The following is a 16,290-nucleotide window of genomic DNA, read 5'->3' as shown; positions in this document are numbered from 1 at the left end:
TACAATAAGTATAGCCGATTCCCAATAAGAAAGGAAAGATACTAATGAAAATTATGGAAATAGAGATTTTTGCGATTCACTTGCCTTTAAGGGAGCCATTCATAATAAGCTATGCAACATATGATTACATGCCTTCAATTATCGTTAAACTGACAACGGACACGGGCCATATCGGCTACGGGGAGGCGGTAGCGGATGAGCACGTCACCGGTGAAAGCTGGGAAAGTACATATGCCGTTTTGAAAAATACCCTCGCACCGAAGTTGATCGGCATGGATCCAGCTCAAATGGAAAAGATCCACGAGCTAATGGACTCAGAAATTTATGGAGTGCCATCTGCTAAAGCCGCAATTGATATTGCTTGTTATGATGCCGTCGGAAAAGCACTAGGCGTTCCCGTATATGATCTGTTGGGCGGAAGATATCATAAGGAATTTCCAATCACGCACGTACTCAGCATCGGCACCCCCGCCCATATGGCTGAGGAAGCGGAACAGCGTATCAAGGAAGGTTATCGTTCATTGAAAATGAAAGTCGGTACGGATGTGTGGGAAGACGTGAAACGAATTCAAGCTGTACGAGAACGTGTAGGGGAGTCGATCGCCATCCGTATTGATGTGAATCAAGGATGGGTAAACAGCTCGACGACGTTGCAAGCGCTGACAAAACTTGAAGCCTGCTCACTCGATTGGCTGGAGCAGCCAGTGAAAGCGGACGACATCGATGCAATGGTGGAGATCAAATCGAAGACTTCCGTACCCGTCATGATTGATGAAGGGCTCCGCGGAATCCGTGAAATGAGGGAAATCATTGCTAAACGCGCTGCAGACAAAGTGAACATCAAACTAATGAAATGTGGCGGCATCTATCCGGCTATGAAACTTGCCCATATGGCGGAAATGGCAGGAATCGAATGCCAAGTCGGCTCGATGGTCGAATCGTCTGTAGGCTCCGCGGCAGGATTTCACGTTGCCTTCTCAAAAAAGATCATGACAAGCGTCGAATTGACAGGTCCGTTGAAATTCAGCGAAGATATCGGAAACCTCGCCTATGACGTCCCGTTCATCCGACTGACGGAAAATCCAGGTCTCGGTGTCGAAGTGGACGAAGCGGTCTTAACTAAATTGACCGTCTTCTCGGAGAGGGTGGCAGGATGAAGAAAGATTTGAGACTGAGAAATGGTCAAGAGGTGACAATTCGACACCTGGTCAACGAAGACATCGAAGCAATTATGGAATTGCAGAAGAAAGTAATTGCATTCTTGGAAGTCACTGCTTTTTTACAACCGTTATCCGAAGACGAATTCCTATTCATCCTAAACGGAAGTGGATCAATGATCGGGGCATTCCACAATGATCGTCTCATTGCATTCAGGGCAATGCTCGAACCTGAAATTGACGAGCATCATTTAGGGAAAGATGCCGGCTTGCCTGATTCAGAATTGCCGTCTGTGCTATATTCTGAAATAACAAATGTGGATCCAGAGTACAGAGGCAACAGCTTACAACGGATTCTCGGCGAACTCCTCATGGAGAATGTGGACAAGGATCGTCATCGCTATGTTTTCACAACCGTAGCTCCGTTCAATATCGCGAGCCTGAAGGACAAAATCTCGTTAGGCATGCATATCATCTCATTGGGAAAGAAATATGGGAATCTATTGCGCTACACGCTGATGAGAGATCTGCGTGAGGAGAAAAGGCTAGGGGCGCTAACCGTCGTAGCCGACATGTCAGATACTTTGGAGCAGCAATCATTATTAAAGGACGGGTGGATAGGCGTTGGTCTGGAAGAGGTCGATGGGAAGTGGAAAGTGAAATTCCAAAAGTATGAATAAACATTGAAAACCCGTACGAAGTGAAAAGTCGCTTCGTACGGGTTTTTAGTATAAAAGGGCTGCGTTTATTCAAATTAATTCAATGATTTTACTCTTAAGGGCATTTCCGACTGTTTTCAATAATCTATCTACCTATATCTATTCGTATTGCAGATAGTAGTTTATAATGATATGTGGTAACGAATATAGGAGGATAACTATGAGATGTTCAGTAAGTAAAAAGTTGTGGACGGGCTTCCTATCCTTATTACTCTTAATGATTATCGCAGGAGCTTTGAATTATTTAACGATACCAGACATTAGCAAAGAGTATAGGTCTTTTATTAACGATCGGATGGAAAAAGTACTACTGCTAGAACAGCTATCAACCAATCAAACTGAGCTGTCTAATGATCTGCGCGGCTATTTATTATATAAAGAAACGAAGTATTTGAAGAATCGCAGCGAATTGCTAGAATCAGTTGATGAAAAGTTGAAGAAAATGGACTCCTCTTTCGATTCAGAGAAAAGTAAGGCCTTACTTGAGGAGTTAAAAGAAGCATCAGAGCAATACAGAGTCTATTCCGAAGAATCGCTTGCAGCATTCAATCAAGGAAAAGATGAGGAAGCGCTCGTTTTAGCAGAAAAAGCCGAGCCGCATCAAAGCGTCTTTATGATTAACGCGGAGAGATTGATCAACTATCAACGCGAGCAGATGATTGAGACTGAAGCTACCATTGAACGGAAGGTAAAATCGACTGGCATTTTCATTCTGGGAGTTCTCGGCCTGGTCACCATTCTGAGTATGATCATCTCTTATCTGATCAGCAAAATCATTACTCGTCCGGTCGGCAAAATGACAGATGCATTAAAGATGCTGGCACAAGGGGATTTTGCAGCGGAGCCGTTGGTGATTAAGAATCGGGACGAAATCGGTGAGATGGCGACCGCCTTCAACGAAATGAAGGCCGATCTACGAACGATCATTATGAACACAAGAGATTCATCATACCAGTTAGCCGCCCAAGCCGAACAGTTGACGGCAAGTTCCGAAGAGAGTCTTGCAGCTTCCGAAATGGTAGCTGAAATTGCTGAGAAGAATTTACTTGCAAGCGATATGCAAGTGAATCTCGTCAATGATTCCGCGAATGCAATGGCTGAAATGGCAAACGGCATCACTCAAATTACAAATGACAATGCTGCGATGCTTGCTTCTTCTGTTGAGGTTTCCCGACTTGTAAGAGAAGGCGCGGGCCTCATGAAAGATGTAACCGATCAAATGTCCAACATTTCAGCATCCATCCAGCAATCCACGGAGATCATCACTGATCTGGCGGTTCATTCGGAAAAGATCCGGAATGTGACAGGGCTTATAACGGGAATTGCCGAGCAGACGAATCTGTTGGCATTGAATGCAGCGATTGAAGCCGCTCGTGCGGGAGAGCAAGGTAAAGGCTTTGCTGTAGTGGCAAATGAAGTGCGAAACTTGGCTGAACAATCGAAAACCTCCGCGGAAGAAATCGGCCGAATGATCGATGCCATTATTCAAAACGTCTCTTTGGCGGTTGACAGCACGGAAGCCGGCACCGATCGTGTCAAAGAAGGATTGGGCATCACCGATAAGACCAACGAAGTATTCAATGAAATCGAATTTGCCTCAAATGACGTTAGCAGCAAAGTCGGAACAGTTTCCGCCGCTATTGAACAGATTCGTACGATGAGCGAGCAAGTGACGGACAGCTCTAAAAAAGTGCAAGAGCTTGCGATGCAAGCAGCGGCCGAAGCACAATCGACAAGTGCATCGACGGAAGAACATTTGGCTTCCAACCAAGAAATCGCTTCGAGTGCACAAACACTTTCCGAAGTAGCAGAAAAACTACAAAACGATATGGGACGTTTTACAGTATGATGAAAATCTCCGCGCCAAATAAAAGGCGTGGGGATTTTTTATCCCTAAGTATAATGATTCTGAATAAATCATATTGCCTAAAACATTCCATAATGGTACAATCAATTTCTGTCTCAATTAAACCCCAACATCTCGCCCGAACAGCAGGACGCAAAATACGCAAAACGGAGGACTGTCTATGCAGAAACATCCCGATTTTGAGTTTGAATTACAGCGCCTTGACTACACAAAGCACTACATGCAAAAGCTCCTTGAAGAATCGATGCGTGGTGTGCAATCCTCACAAGATGAAATCCGACATGCGATGGCCGACTTGGACTACTTGGATTCGAGTTTGAGCTATATTAATATCCTAACGAACACCCGTTTTTTTGAAATGGCCCGCTCCCAAAAGGAAGGGCTAGAAGCGATTCAGCAGAAGCCCTATTTCGCTCGCATCCATTTTAGGGCGGAAGGGGAGAAGGATGAATTCCTCTATATCGGCAAAACATCCGTCTTTCATCAGGAAACACAAGAACCGATCATCGTCGATTGGCGTTCGCCTGTCGCAAATGTTTACTATGATGGCAGACTGGGAGATTTGACGTATAAAGTGCGGGACGAAGAAATCAGCGGTCATCTCTTCTCGAAGCGGCAGTACAAAATCGAAGAAGGAGAATTGCTGGAAGTCCTTGATATTGATTTAACGACGAATGATGAATTGCTCCAGGAAGCATTGTCGGGAAAAGCGGATGTCCGTTTGACCGAAATCGTTTCGACGATCCAAGCGGAGCAAAACGAAATCATCCGTGCGAACCTGAAACAGCCAATCATCGTCCAAGGTGCTGCAGGCAGTGGAAAGACGACAATCGCCCTTCACCGAATCTCCTATTTCCTTTACACGATGGGCTCCGATTTCCCTTCGGAGAAACTGATGATTCTGGCACCGAGCCGGCTGTTCATGGAATATATTGGAGACGTACTCCCCGAACTGGGAGTCGGACGTATTTGCCAGACGACTTTCGCGGAATATGTACTGGACGCTACAGGTTTGAAGCTGAAATTGGCTGATCCGAATAAAAAGCTCGAGCTGTTGACAGCAGCTGATTCTGTGAATGAAGAACATCTCTTCATTGCACGCATGAAAGGGACGCTCCGCTACCGTCAAATTATGCAAAGGTATGTGGACAAGCTTGAACAGGAAACTGCGGCCCTCTTTGAAGATGTCTATATTGAAAAATACCGGATCATCCGGGCGTCCCGCCTGAAAAAGCTATTCCTGCAAGACTTCAACTATATGCCTCTTGAGAAAAGGATCGAGCGCATCAAGCTCATTATACAGACTGAAGTGAACCGGAAACGGAAACAATTATATAAGCTCTTATCGGACAAGTATGAAGAAGCGCTCGATAAGGCGCTGTACGGCATCCGTGATGATGAGAAGCGAAAGGCGCGGATCACAAAGATTATGGATGAACGTGACGAACGGCTTCCTTCTATTGAAAAGGAAGGGAAAAAGACGGTCTCTTCTTATATGAAGAAATTCAAGAAATTCAATATAAAAAGTTTGTACAGGGAATGGTTGACGAATCCGCAATTACATATTGAACTGGCATGCCACTGGTCCGATTCGGAAAGGGATGCTTTTTTTGACGCGCACGCCAGTGTTGCGTGGGAGACAGAAGACTTGGCAGCTCTCTACTTCCTTCATGCCAAGTTGAAAGGCGTGGCGGATGAATGGAAAATGCGAGTCGTCTTCATTGACGAAGTGCAGGATTACAGCGAATTCCAGCTTGCCGCGCTGCAAGACGGACTGGAAACGGATATGTTCACGATGGTCGGGGATCTGGCCCAGGGAATCCATAGCTATCGTGCGTTGACGTCGTGGGAACCCGTTCGGGAGATGTTTCCGCGAGCCACGTATACAACTTTGCAAAAAAGCTACCGGACGACAATCGAAATTATGCAACTCGCGAATAAAGTCCTTGCGCAGATGGATGAAGACTTGCCGTTGGTCGAGCCGGTCGTCCGTCATGGCAGGGAGCCGGAGTTTTATAATCAGTCCGCACTCGATGCCTCCAAGGTGAATGAAATCTACGAAGCAATCCTTAGCAGGGGCCACCGATCGATCGCATTGATTTGTAAGACGCGGAAAGAAGCAACAGCCATCCACAAGCAGCTTGAAAAGTCGGGCATGCCTGTCCAATTGCTAGGCGAGAATTCCGACATCAACGGGGATTGCCTGTTGATTGTGCCAAGCCATTTATCAAAAGGCTTAGAGTTCGACGCTGTCATCATCGCGGCTTTCGAGGAACCATTCAGAGACCATCCGATCGATCGAAAGCTGTTATATGTAGCAATGACAAGGCCGATGCATGAACTGCACTTGCTTTCCGACACATTAATGCCATTGATATCACCGAAAAACGCATAAACCGCTGGAATCACGCATAAACCGGATGAAAAGCCCATAAATGAGAATAAACACGCATAAAACCTTCCAGAAACGCATAAATCGCTCCAAAAGCTCATAAACGATAAAACTTGCGCATAAACCAATAAAAGGATCCCGCAAAAGAGGATCCTTTTTTGTTTTCCATGATGGATTAATCATTTAACCCTTTACCATCCATGATTTTCTTTCTATACTTTTCAATTCGCAACTCACGGGTTTTGGATTGTTTTGCTTGAGAGAAATAAAGAATGTACGCCCGTTGTCGTCCCGGGGTCAATGCTTCAAAAGCAGTTTTCAAAGTAGGGTTTTCAGCGAATTCATTTTTAAGTTCTTCAGGAATTTCAAAATCTGTTTTCTTTTCCACTTGCAAACCGGCTTTTTCAATTTCGACAGCTTCATGAATATAAGCTTTCAAGACGCTTTCCATTTCAATAATTTCTTCGACATTTGAGAACCGAATCTGGCGCGCCGCCTGTACATTTTCTGTTTGTTGAACTAGAATTCCCTGAGGATCTTTTAACAAAGCACCTTTATGGAACAGAAGGGCACAATATTCCTTGAAGCCATGTATGAGTACGATGTTTTTATTGTCGAACGTATAGCAAGGGTGCATCCATTTAAATTCTTCGGTCAGCTCGCAATCGAGAATGATATTCCGCAGCTTTTCATATTCCTCTTTCCACTTCTGGGACTTGCTTACGTACTCATCGACCTTTGGATTCGTCTTATGACTCACCATTATGCTTCACTCCTCCTTAACTCTTTACTATTGATTTTACATGATTTTAGTTATAAACGTAGCATGTCACTCCCCTTATTCTGAACGATAAGTGAATAGCTGGTAAACGAAGCGCTTCATTTTTTATTTCAAGAATAGGCAGGGGTTTATGCCGTTTTATGGAATAGAATAGGTGAGTAGGGGTGAACTTATGATGGATAAACATTCTAATAGTAATATTTTTATTGGTCTTTTACTTGTGATTATGGCAGGCTGTTCATCAAGTGCTGATTGGAATTCTTCATTTGTTGTATGGAATGGCGATATGTATGAAATTATCGATGAGTATGTAGTTGAAATCCATGAAGAGATTGGTCAAGTTACCAGGTATTCGGACAAGGAAGGAACATACTTAGGAGACTTCTCTAACAAGTACAAAAAAGGCACTAAATTTTATTCAATAGAAGGCATTAGTAAAGAGGAAGCGATAGCTATTGAGGAAGGTGGAAAATATCGAAAGGCAATTAATAAAGGGAAGTATGGAGAAAAGTAATTTCGGGGATTTTATAAACAGCTACCTGCTCTTCCAGTTGCTCATTGGGATTCCACCGACGTACCATCTGGCTTGATCAGCTCAATTTCATGGACTACCTTGAATTCATCGTCCTCACGCTGCAACTCAAATCGCGCTCTTAAGTTAAACTTGATGAAAATCCCTAATTGGGCTTTTCTATATTGAACGTGCCGGCTACATACGGAATAGCGACATCAGTAGTTATTTATCGGGTTATGCAGTTGAACCAGTATCAAGCTTTACTCCATAGATAAATTGATGGTGTCTTGTTCCAAAATTTCGTCACCCAGAGCTTGAACGTGTAAATGATCATGTAGGTATGACTTATCAATAGTCCAAGTTAAAGAAAAAATATTATCAGTTGGATTTTCTCGAATGTCATATCCGATAAGTTTTCTTTCTGTCCAAGTTTGAGTACCTGTTGGAATCAACCAGAATAAGACTGTTTCTGTATTTTCTGCTTCGACATAAAATGTTATGTTCTTTGTCCCTTTTGGAATCTGCACCCAATTCCCGTCTTTTGGATAATCTGTATAAATCCTTTTAAGGTCGGGGTTGGATGAGGTAATAGGACTATGTTGATTAATAAATGGTTGAATTGCCGTTAAAATATTTATAGCAAGGAATAATTTCAAAATCATTAATTTCACCTCATAAGTAGTATTTACAGTAAAAGGGGAAATATGTGCTTATCAAAAATAATGTTGTCACAAAATCCCTCCATTATTCGTTTTGATTACAAAACAAATGATGGAGGGGTTTTTTATGCTTACCTATGATGTTGCAGTCGTTGGCAGCGGATTGGCTGGGTTGACAGCAGCTAATTTTTTAGCGAGGGAAGGAAAAAAGATCGTTGTTTTGGAAAAAACGAAACGTCTGGGTGGAAGGGCGATGACAAATGATAAAAATGGAGTTCTTATGAACTTGGGACCTCATGGATTGTATGTGTCTGGGGATGCTGCAAATATTTTAACTGAACTAGGAATATCTCTTCCAGGTGGGAACGCTACGAAACCTATTCAGCTTCACGGCATTTTAAATCATGACGTTCATGTTATTCCAACAGATTTTCCATCAATCATGTCATCAACACTACTGTCGTGGAAAGCTAAACTCATACTCGGCAAATTAATGGGTAAGGTTATGAGATTAAATATTTCTTCCGTTCAGGAAGTTAGCCTAAAGGAGTGGGTGGATGCTGAAATATCAGATCAGATGGTAAGGCAGCTATTTTACTCAATTTGTCGATTGACTTCCTATGTGAATGCCCCGGCTCTACAGCTGGCAAAGCCTGTTTTGAAGCAAGTGAAGCGATCATTACAGGCGGGGGTCTTATATATCGATGGAGGCTGGGTAACGGTTATTCAGAAACTTAAGAAGCAGGCAGAAGCTTTGGGTGCTGAAATCGTAACCAATAAAAACGTAACGAATATTGAGCATCACGAGCATTATCAAATCATACAATGCTCAGATGGTACGGTCATTCATGTTCCTAATTGTATCATTGCAACATCTCCAAAAGAGGCAATGAACATGGTGACCGGTGCAGAACACACTTCTTTACGTTTGTGGAATGAACAAGCAATTCCTGTTACGGCATGCTGTTTAGATATCGGAATTAAAAAGTTGCCTAACCCCAAACATCAATTTGCGATAGGACTCGACCAAGCTTTGTTTTTCACGAACCAATCACGCGCAGCAAAGTTAAGTGAGGATGGAACATTGGTTGTAAGTTTAGCAAAATACCATAATCCAATGGAAGAAATAAATATAAAAACAGATAAACTGCAATTAGAATTAGTAATGGATTTGCTTCATCCTGGATGGCGAAATGAAGTCGTAGTGCAACAATTTTTACCGAAGCTAACGGTATCGCATGATTTTCCACATACCAAACGAATAGAGAACCCCGGTCCAAGCATACCGGAAATGAAAGGAATCTTTATAGCGGGAGATTGGGCGGGCCATGAAGAAGTATTAGCTGATGCCGCGGTTTCGAGCGGGAAGCGTGCAGCGCTAGAAATTTTACAAGCAAACGACATGCCGGTAGCAAAGGAAGGTTAATCGTTTTGGAGACGGAACAATTGTATCAGATGTATCAACCTCTGTTATTTTCAATCGCCTATCGAATGATGGGGAGAATTGCAGATGCAGAAGATCTTGTTCAAGAGGCGTTTATAACGTATAACCGTGTTAGTAGTGAAAGAGTCATTGAAAACGAGAAAGCATATTTATGTAAGATTGTGATGAATAGCTCCATAGACAAATTGCGATCTGCTGCAAGTAAGCGTGAGATTTATGTTGGAGAGTGGTTGCCCGAACCATTGATAGATGAAGGAAATGATCCTGCACATACTTATTTGATGAAGGAATCTATCTCGACCGCTTATCTCTTGCTTTTGCAGCAGTTAACTGAAGATGAACGAGCCGTCTACGTATTACGAGAAGTTTTTCAGTATAGCTATCAAGAAATTTCGACTATGATTGAAAAGTCATCTGCCAATTGCAGGCAGATTTTTCACAGAGCCAAAAAAAGCATGCATAACCGCCCAAAAGCTTCTGCACTGGATTTCCAATCGATGAGAAGCAGCATAGAACAATTTACGATAGCACTTCAAAAAGGGAATATACCTAAAATGTTGGAGTTATTGAAGGAGGATGCTGTATTTATTTCCGACGGAGGCGGCAAAGTAAAAGCCGCGTTAAAACCAATCTATACACCTGAGCGTATCGTATTATTGTTAGTTAGTATTATGAAAAAGCTGCCTGAAAACTCAAGAATGGCATTCGAAGTTGTAAATGGATATCCAGGTGTTGTCGTATCAATTAATGATTTTGTTGCTTATGTCGTCTCGATGGAATTCCATGACAATAAAATTTCACGTATTTTTATGGTGGCTAATCCGGAAAAGTTGAAACACTTGCAGAAATAAAAACGAAAGTGGATAAAAAGACGGTTGAAGAATAGCAAAACGCTAATCTTCAACCGTCTTTTATAATGAGTTCTCGTTCTTCCCGAAAAAGTTCTCGTTACTGCACCAGGAGTTTTCTTTCCGCCCCAAAGAGTTCTCATTCTAACTCGCCTGAATTCACTTCTTAACCTTATCCTCATAAAACACATTGAAATTCGGATCAATCGTCCCGATATTCAAATGCCTTGCCTTATAGTCGCGCAGCAGCTCAAAGAACTTCTTGCTCAACACCATAATAACAATCAAGTTGATGAATGTCGGAATCGCAGTTGTGATATCCGCGAAATACCAGACCGCCTTGCCAGGCATGTCATAATAGACGGCATAAATGACCATCAGCAACCCTGGAATCGGATAGACCCATTTATAGAAGGAAATTGTCTTGTTCTTTGTTTTGACTTTCTTTTCGCCACCGAACAGATGGCGCAAGATGATTTCGTAATACGTATACCAACCGGTCGTCGTCGTCAATCCGAACAGGAAGACGGATAAGGCGATGATATACCTGCCGGTGGTTCCGATGCCGGCTTCAAACGCCGATAAAGTGAGGGCTGCCCCGTCTAGACCGGATGACCAGACGCCGGTAATGATGATAGTGAATGCGGTCATTGAACAGATGATGATCGTATCGATGAATACTTCCATCGCTCCCCACATTCCTTGCTTGATCGGATGATTCGTTTTCGCTGTGGAGTGGATCATCGGGGACGTACCCCAGCCAGCTTCATTACTGTAAACGGCACGCGCAACTCCCATCCGGATCACTTGCGCAATGACTGCCCCTGTAAATCCTCCTACAGCAGCCATTCCCGTAAAGGCGCTTTCGAATATTAGTCCAAAGACGGGGAGAATCTGATCAAAGTTCTTCAAGATGATGAATAGGGAAGCCAATACATAAAAGATACTCATGAATGGGATAAGCTTGGACGCAATCTCACCAATCCGCTTAATGCCCCCGTAAATAATAACGTAAATGAGCGTGACGTAAATCAATGAAGAAGGAATCATGCCGATATTAAATGTAGAGCTTACAGCTTCAGAGACCGTATAGTTTTGAAGGGTAATAAAAAACGTAGTAAAGATACCGAATCCGAAAAGAACAGCTGGTATTTTCCAATACTTGAATTTCTTTTCTTCACCTAATCCTTTTTCCATGTAATACGTAGGTCCGCCGTAAGGATTCCCTTTTTCATCCGTCCCACGATAATGAACGGCCAATGATACTTCAACTGTCTTCGTCATCATTCCTAATAATGCGGTGACCCACATCCAAAAGACGGCACCTGGCCCGCCTACTGCGATTGCAGTAGCGACCCCACCAATATTTCCGACACCAACGCTCCCGCCTATCGCTGTACTTACTGCTTGAAAAGGAGTTAAGATTCCTTTTGCATCCTCGTCCTTATCCCTCTTAGAAAATAATCTTCCAAACGTAGCTTTGAAAATATGCGGCAAATAACTAACTTGGAAAAGCTTACTCCCAATTGTGAAGTATAGTCCTACAAACAATACCGTGAAGATGAGCGGCAACCCCCATAACCAACCGACAATCGTCTCTAAAAATTGCTCCATCCCTTTCCCTCCTTTATCTCCATTCTGAATCTTTTGTCTACTCTATGTCAAGTAGGACAAATTGATTCATAGATTTTATAGTATGAATAAATTAAATATATAGTATAATACTGGAAAGGGAGGATGTTGCTATGCCACACGTTCATTATTTCTGGGGAATGCCTGATGAAAAAACGTTAGATGGGATTTTACAATTACATAATGAGATTTTTGCAAATGCTGATGAACTTGTGAAAAAGGCTTCATTACAGCAGGATATCCTATTTGTAGTTGCAATGATAGAGGATCACGTAGTTGGTTATAAGATTGGATATAGTCTTTCAAAGGACCGCTACTATAGTTGGTATGGCGGTGTTCAAGAGGGATTTAGGGGAAAAGGGATTGCCTCCTTGCTTATGGAGAACCAACATCAGCTTGTGAAGGATAAAGGGTATAAAATAATTGAAACGAAGACGAGAAATAAGTGGAGAGATATGTTGATAATAAATTTAAAACATGGATTTACGATAACGGAAACATTCACTGACGACGAGGGGATACATCGGATCGTATTGGAGAAAAGCCTGTTCAATAATAAGGAAGAGTGGTGAGATGTAATTGAAAAAACTTTGGGTCGGTTTATTTGTAATTATGATACTGCTAAGTGGCTGTGGTAAGGAATATTGGGTGTTAGATAAGAAGAGATTGGATGAAGAACCCGCAGTGAGGCAGTACGTCAATAATTTGCAAAATGATAAGACGGATCGTAAAGGCTTCAAGATCTTTGATATTGCCGAGGGGAAAAAGATGGTGGTGATTTCTACCGGTACTAATAAGCTTGAACTGGAAGCTGTTGACGTAGAGGTGTTGGAAAATGAAACAATTGTTACGGTCAGGGAAGTCGAAGCGGATAGCGGCGAAACCAATCCCTATATACTCATTGGCCTTGAACGTAAAAACGGCGGAGTGAAAGTCATCAACGAAGAGGGAGAAGAATATGAAATCGGATTTTGATTGATAAGTAAATATTATCCTCTTGTATAATAACTATCGATTTTTCTAATGGAGATTAGAAGAGTATAATAGAGTTATACAGAGGGGGAGTTCATGATGGAATATATTTCACTCTTTTTCATTGGGGCCATTGCAACGACGATCGGTACGCTGGCAGGGGGTGGGGGGTTAATCAGTCTTCCTGCAATGCTGCTGCTCGGTATACCAATCCATTCAGCGATCGGTGCGAATAAAGTGTCCAACACGGTAAGTTCGTTCTCAAGCTTCCTTTTCTTATTGAAGCATAAACAGATTTCTCTACGTGAATCGTTTTGGGTCATTCCAGTAAGTCTTATTGGGGGGATCAGTGGCGGGTTCATTGCAACGAAGCTGTCAGAAGATAACCTATATATCTTGGCGATTATACTCTTGTCGTTTGCATTTATTACATCGTTCATCGGAAAAGGGGATTTCGATGGACAGGAGAAGTTGAAATTCAGCAAAGTGAGTGTGCCGGGGTTATATGGTATCGGGATTTACGATGGACTTTTCGGACCTGGGGGAGGCACGTTGAATCTTTATTTATTCGGTCATATGAAAGTTGCCTATATTCGGGCGGTCGGCTATGTACGACTCGCAACATTCTCGAGCTGCTTCGGTGCGGCAATCACCTACATAGCTGCCGGCAAAATCATTTGGCCACTTACGTTACTATTGATGTTAGGGTCAATTACAGGGGCGCAGACAGGGGTACGTATTGCGGAAAAACTGAAACCGAAGTTTGTGAAGCCGATCTTACGGGTTGTAACAGTCGCGTTGATTTTACAAATCATTGTAGAGAATATCGGATCCTAACAGTTAAAACTTCTACAGCTGTAGAGGTTTTTATTTTTGGGGGTTAAAAGCAGAAGCTGCCCGGAAACCGACCGGACAGCCCCATTTATCAGTGCTCTTTCAATTCGGAAATTGCAACTTCAGACCTTTCCTCCATAGCCTGACGCAAATGAACCGTTGCGGTCCGATCGTCCTCATGGATCTTATCAATCCAGACAGAAACGCCATTATAACTGACCATAATTTCATCCGGTGACGATACAATCTGATGTGCACGTTGACTATCCAAAGCAAAAACCTCCAGTTATATAGACTCCAACCCTGTATATATGGATGAAAAAAGTGAAACATACTCATCCCTGATATAGGAAGATTTTTAAATTATCGCTTCCGTCTACTGTCGCCAATAAAATCTCTGATGTTGCCACATTATAAAGTTTGAATTTATTCAGCAGCCATTCCATATCCTTTCCAACAGACTTCAAAGACGCCTGATCTACTTGGCCTTCTTTCACCACAACGATTGGAAAGAAAAATCGATTTGTAGCAAGCTGCATATCTTGAGGTGTCAACACTTGATACTGAGGGGATAGGAAGAAAGAAATCGTCCCGTCTGGTTCCCATAATGCCAATGACACCTTCTGTATATCTTCAATTTTATCCTTGCGAAGCTCTGATAATAAATGATCGATTGTAATTCTAGCTTTTTTTAGATTTGAATACACGATTTCCCCATGTTTGATGAGAGGGTATGGGGATGGTTCAACCAATTTGCGTAACTTCCCCCATTTTAACGTTGCATACACAGAAGAAATATAAAGGATGATCAATACAGTTGTCGTAATTAGTGACCCTTTCATCCCTAAATTTTCATCAGAAAGAGGATGGGCTAAAATATTTCCGATAATCAAGGCAATGGTAAAGTCAATCAACCGTAATTGGGAAATGGAACGTTCGCCCATCAACTTTGAAGCGAATAATAAGAAGAAAAAAGCGAACACCGCACGCAGCCCCCATTGGACTGCGGTCAGTGTTTCTTGTGCCTGGAAAAAATCCATCCTAACTTCACATCCCATAAGGTAGAAAAACATCTAATGTAGGATTCACTTCTTGCCTAGACAAGGTAAAAGGCTACCACTCATTTGAGTGGCAGCATTTCTTTTTTTAATTAAGCTTGTTTCACCATTTTCAAAAGCATTTGTGAAAACACGCGCTGCTCTTCTTCAGAACCTGATTTCCAAAGCTCCATTAACACTTTTTCTTCACGGTTACGCGGTTCTTCATGATTGGCAAGATACCTTGCAACGATCTCTGTCGTTTTTGCAAGCTTTTCATCACTTAACCCTAAATTTTCACCAAGCTGCACTTTTTCGGCAAGGTATTGCTTAAATTGATTGAAATTCTCTAGGATTTGACCTTTATCTTCTCCGTCAATCTTTGCAAGTTCTTTTTGTACTTTGTCTTTCATGTCCATAATAAATAACACTCCTTTTACGTTGTTCCCATATAGTGCGCTCATTTGCAGTAAGTAAACGTGGAAAAACTTGCATAGAGAACTTCAGTTAATGTACAGTCCCCGAACAATTTGCATAGGATATTTTACTTGTTGTGAAAGGGTTGATTAAAATGCATTATGTTCCAAATATGTATCAGTATCAAAATCCTTATTACATTCCTATGCCTATGTGTTACTGTGCAACGCAGTCCGGGTATTGGGCGAGTCCTGTTAGGGTTGAGTACGGAAATGTGTCTGGTTCTCTGCAATCTTCAAATGGTGATGATAACAACATCTTGATAAGAGACTATGGAAAGGAACCGTTTGTCGTAAATATTACAAACGCTACGAAGCAAAACAATACGTACCGTACCGCCTTATGGACAGGAAACCGTTTGCAAGTCACTTTAATGAGTCTCAATGTTGGCGAGGACATCGGCTTGGAAATGCACCCTAACGTTGACCAATTCTTAAGGGTTGAACAAGGCCAGGGGGTCGTTCGGATGGGCAAAAGTAAAGATAACTTAAGCTTTGAAAGAAATGTCTCTGATGATTCTGCAATAATGATACCTGCCGGAACATGGCATAATGTCATTAATACCGGCAACATTCCACTAAAACTTTACTCAATCTACGCTCCTCCTAACCATCCATTTGGGACTGTCCAGGTGACGAAAGCAGACGCGGCGGCAGAAAAGAAAGTTAACACTAATCGCAATGGGAATACGGCTATTCCTAACATGACTCCAGATGAATGGATAAGGTATACGGAATACCTGGTGACTCAAGGGTTAGAGGATGTTAGAAGAGGAATAAATTCTACACACATCCTTCAAGAGTTTATTTTAATGGGAGTACTTGTGGGAAAGGGGTATTCTCCTGAAAAAGCTTATGAAACCGTTGAAGAATGGGAGCGAACAGGAGAATCCAAACTTCTTCAGCAGAGCAAAAATATGTGAAACCAGAGATGAAAATGAATACACTGCTGAAATTC

Annotated in this window: 17 protein-coding genes; 11 read left to right on the top strand and 6 right to left on the bottom strand. The window is 42.3% G+C overall.

The genetic code is table 11. The features are described 5' to 3' along the window. Nucleotides 1–44: 44 nt before the first annotated feature. From M3193_RS06480 to helD, 4 genes are all read left to right on the top strand, one after another. Complete coding sequence (locus M3193_RS06480; RefSeq protein WP_251625297.1) at nucleotides 45–1,157, top strand: mandelate racemase/muconate lactonizing enzyme family protein; 1,113 nt, start codon at nucleotides 45–47, stop codon at nucleotides 1,155–1,157. After that, complete coding sequence (locus tag M3193_RS06475; protein WP_251625295.1) at nucleotides 1,154–1,837, top strand: GNAT family N-acetyltransferase; 684 nt, start codon at nucleotides 1,154–1,156, stop codon at nucleotides 1,835–1,837. The genes M3193_RS06480 and M3193_RS06475 overlap by 4 nt, the downstream gene beginning before the upstream one ends. A 199-nt stretch (nucleotides 1,838–2,036) precedes the next feature. Continuing rightward, nucleotides 2,037–3,725: a methyl-accepting chemotaxis protein gene (locus M3193_RS06470; protein WP_251625293.1), complete on the top strand. Its 1,689-nt coding sequence runs from the start codon at nucleotides 2,037–2,039 to the stop codon at nucleotides 3,723–3,725. Nucleotides 3,726–3,903: 178 nt separating this feature from the next. After that, nucleotides 3,904–6,138 (top strand): RNA polymerase recycling motor HelD, encoded by a 2,235-nt coding sequence (gene helD, locus M3193_RS06465; protein ID WP_251625291.1) that lies wholly within the window; start codon nucleotides 3,904–3,906, stop codon nucleotides 6,136–6,138. A 172-nt stretch (nucleotides 6,139–6,310) separates the two neighbouring features. Here helD and M3193_RS06460 read toward each other — a convergent pair whose 3' ends face one another. Next, entirely contained in the window at nucleotides 6,311–6,898 is a 588-nt protein-coding gene (locus M3193_RS06460) for a YdeI/OmpD-associated family protein (protein WP_251625290.1), read from the bottom strand. Between the two features lie 190 nt (nucleotides 6,899–7,088). Here M3193_RS06460 and M3193_RS06455 point away from each other — a divergent pair, with 190 nt between their 5' ends. Continuing rightward, nucleotides 7,089–7,430, top strand: a complete 342-nt coding sequence (locus tag M3193_RS06455; protein ID WP_251625288.1) for a hypothetical protein — start codon at nucleotides 7,089–7,091, stop codon at nucleotides 7,428–7,430. 260 nt (nucleotides 7,431–7,690) lie between these two features. On the opposite strand, the gene M3193_RS06450 is transcribed toward M3193_RS06455, so the two are convergent. Then, nucleotides 7,691–8,092, bottom strand: coding sequence for a hypothetical protein (locus tag M3193_RS06450; RefSeq protein WP_251625285.1), 402 nt, complete (start codon nucleotides 8,090–8,092; stop codon nucleotides 7,691–7,693). A gap of 124 nt (nucleotides 8,093–8,216) precedes the next feature. On the opposite strand from M3193_RS06450, the gene M3193_RS06445 reads away from it, so the two are divergent. Both M3193_RS06445 and M3193_RS06440 read left to right on the top strand, forming a co-directional pair. Next, nucleotides 8,217–9,515 carry a phytoene desaturase family protein gene (locus tag M3193_RS06445; RefSeq protein ID WP_251625284.1) on the top strand — a complete coding sequence of 433 codons (1,299 nt, stop codon included), beginning with the start codon at nucleotides 8,217–8,219 and terminating at the stop codon, nucleotides 9,513–9,515. A gap of 5 nt (nucleotides 9,516–9,520) precedes the next feature. Continuing rightward, the gene (locus M3193_RS06440; protein WP_251625282.1) at nucleotides 9,521–10,384 is read left to right on the top strand and encodes an RNA polymerase sigma-70 factor; all 864 of its coding nucleotides are present in this window, start codon (nucleotides 9,521–9,523) and stop codon (nucleotides 10,382–10,384) included. A gap of 156 nt (nucleotides 10,385–10,540) precedes the next feature. Here the strand turns inward: M3193_RS06440 and M3193_RS06435 are convergent, their stop codons facing one another. After that, nucleotides 10,541–11,995: an alanine/glycine:cation symporter family protein gene (locus M3193_RS06435; protein ID WP_251625280.1), complete on the bottom strand. Its 1,455-nt coding sequence runs from the start codon at nucleotides 11,993–11,995 to the stop codon at nucleotides 10,541–10,543. A 131-nt stretch (nucleotides 11,996–12,126) separates the two neighbouring features. On the opposite strand from M3193_RS06435, the gene M3193_RS06430 reads away from it, so the two are divergent. The 3 genes from M3193_RS06430 (at nucleotide 12,127) to M3193_RS06420 (ending at nucleotide 13,822) form a co-directional block, all read left to right on the top strand. Further along, the gene (locus M3193_RS06430; RefSeq protein WP_251625278.1) at nucleotides 12,127–12,585 is read left to right on the top strand and encodes a GNAT family N-acetyltransferase; all 459 of its coding nucleotides are present in this window, start codon (nucleotides 12,127–12,129) and stop codon (nucleotides 12,583–12,585) included. Nucleotides 12,586–12,592: 7 nt separating this feature from the next. After that, a complete protein-coding gene (locus tag M3193_RS06425) occupies nucleotides 12,593–12,988 on the top strand; it encodes a hypothetical protein (RefSeq protein WP_251625276.1) in 396 nt (131 codons plus the stop codon). A 96-nt stretch (nucleotides 12,989–13,084) separates the two neighbouring features. After that, a complete protein-coding gene (locus M3193_RS06420) occupies nucleotides 13,085–13,822 on the top strand; it encodes a sulfite exporter TauE/SafE family protein (RefSeq protein WP_251625274.1) in 738 nt (245 codons plus the stop codon). A gap of 88 nt (nucleotides 13,823–13,910) precedes the next feature. On the opposite strand, the gene M3193_RS06415 is transcribed toward M3193_RS06420, so the two are convergent. The 3 genes from M3193_RS06415 to M3193_RS06405 form a co-directional block, all read right to left on the bottom strand. Continuing rightward, nucleotides 13,911–14,090: an H-type small acid-soluble spore protein gene (locus M3193_RS06415; RefSeq protein WP_251625272.1), complete on the bottom strand. Its 180-nt coding sequence runs from the start codon at nucleotides 14,088–14,090 to the stop codon at nucleotides 13,911–13,913. A gap of 64 nt (nucleotides 14,091–14,154) precedes the next feature. Further along, nucleotides 14,155–14,859, bottom strand: coding sequence for a DUF421 domain-containing protein (locus M3193_RS06410; RefSeq protein WP_251625270.1), 705 nt, complete (start codon nucleotides 14,857–14,859; stop codon nucleotides 14,155–14,157). 110 nt (nucleotides 14,860–14,969) lie between these two features. Beyond that, complete coding sequence (locus tag M3193_RS06405) at nucleotides 14,970–15,275, bottom strand: DUF3243 domain-containing protein (protein ID WP_251625268.1); 306 nt, start codon at nucleotides 15,273–15,275, stop codon at nucleotides 14,970–14,972. A 152-nt stretch (nucleotides 15,276–15,427) separates the two neighbouring features. Here M3193_RS06405 and M3193_RS06400 point away from each other — a divergent pair, with 152 nt between their 5' ends. Continuing rightward, nucleotides 15,428–16,255: a cupin domain-containing protein gene (locus M3193_RS06400; protein ID WP_251625266.1), complete on the top strand. Its 828-nt coding sequence runs from the start codon at nucleotides 15,428–15,430 to the stop codon at nucleotides 16,253–16,255. Nucleotides 16,256–16,290: the final 35 nt, after the last annotated feature.

Origin of the sequence: Sporosarcina luteola (genome assembly GCF_023715585.1) — a bacterium.
GTDB classification, from domain to species: Bacteria; Bacillota; Bacilli; order Bacillales_A; family Planococcaceae; genus Sporosarcina; species Sporosarcina luteola_D.
The sequence above is the reverse complement of the archived record's forward strand: the minus strand, read 5'-3'. Positions and strand labels throughout refer to the sequence as shown.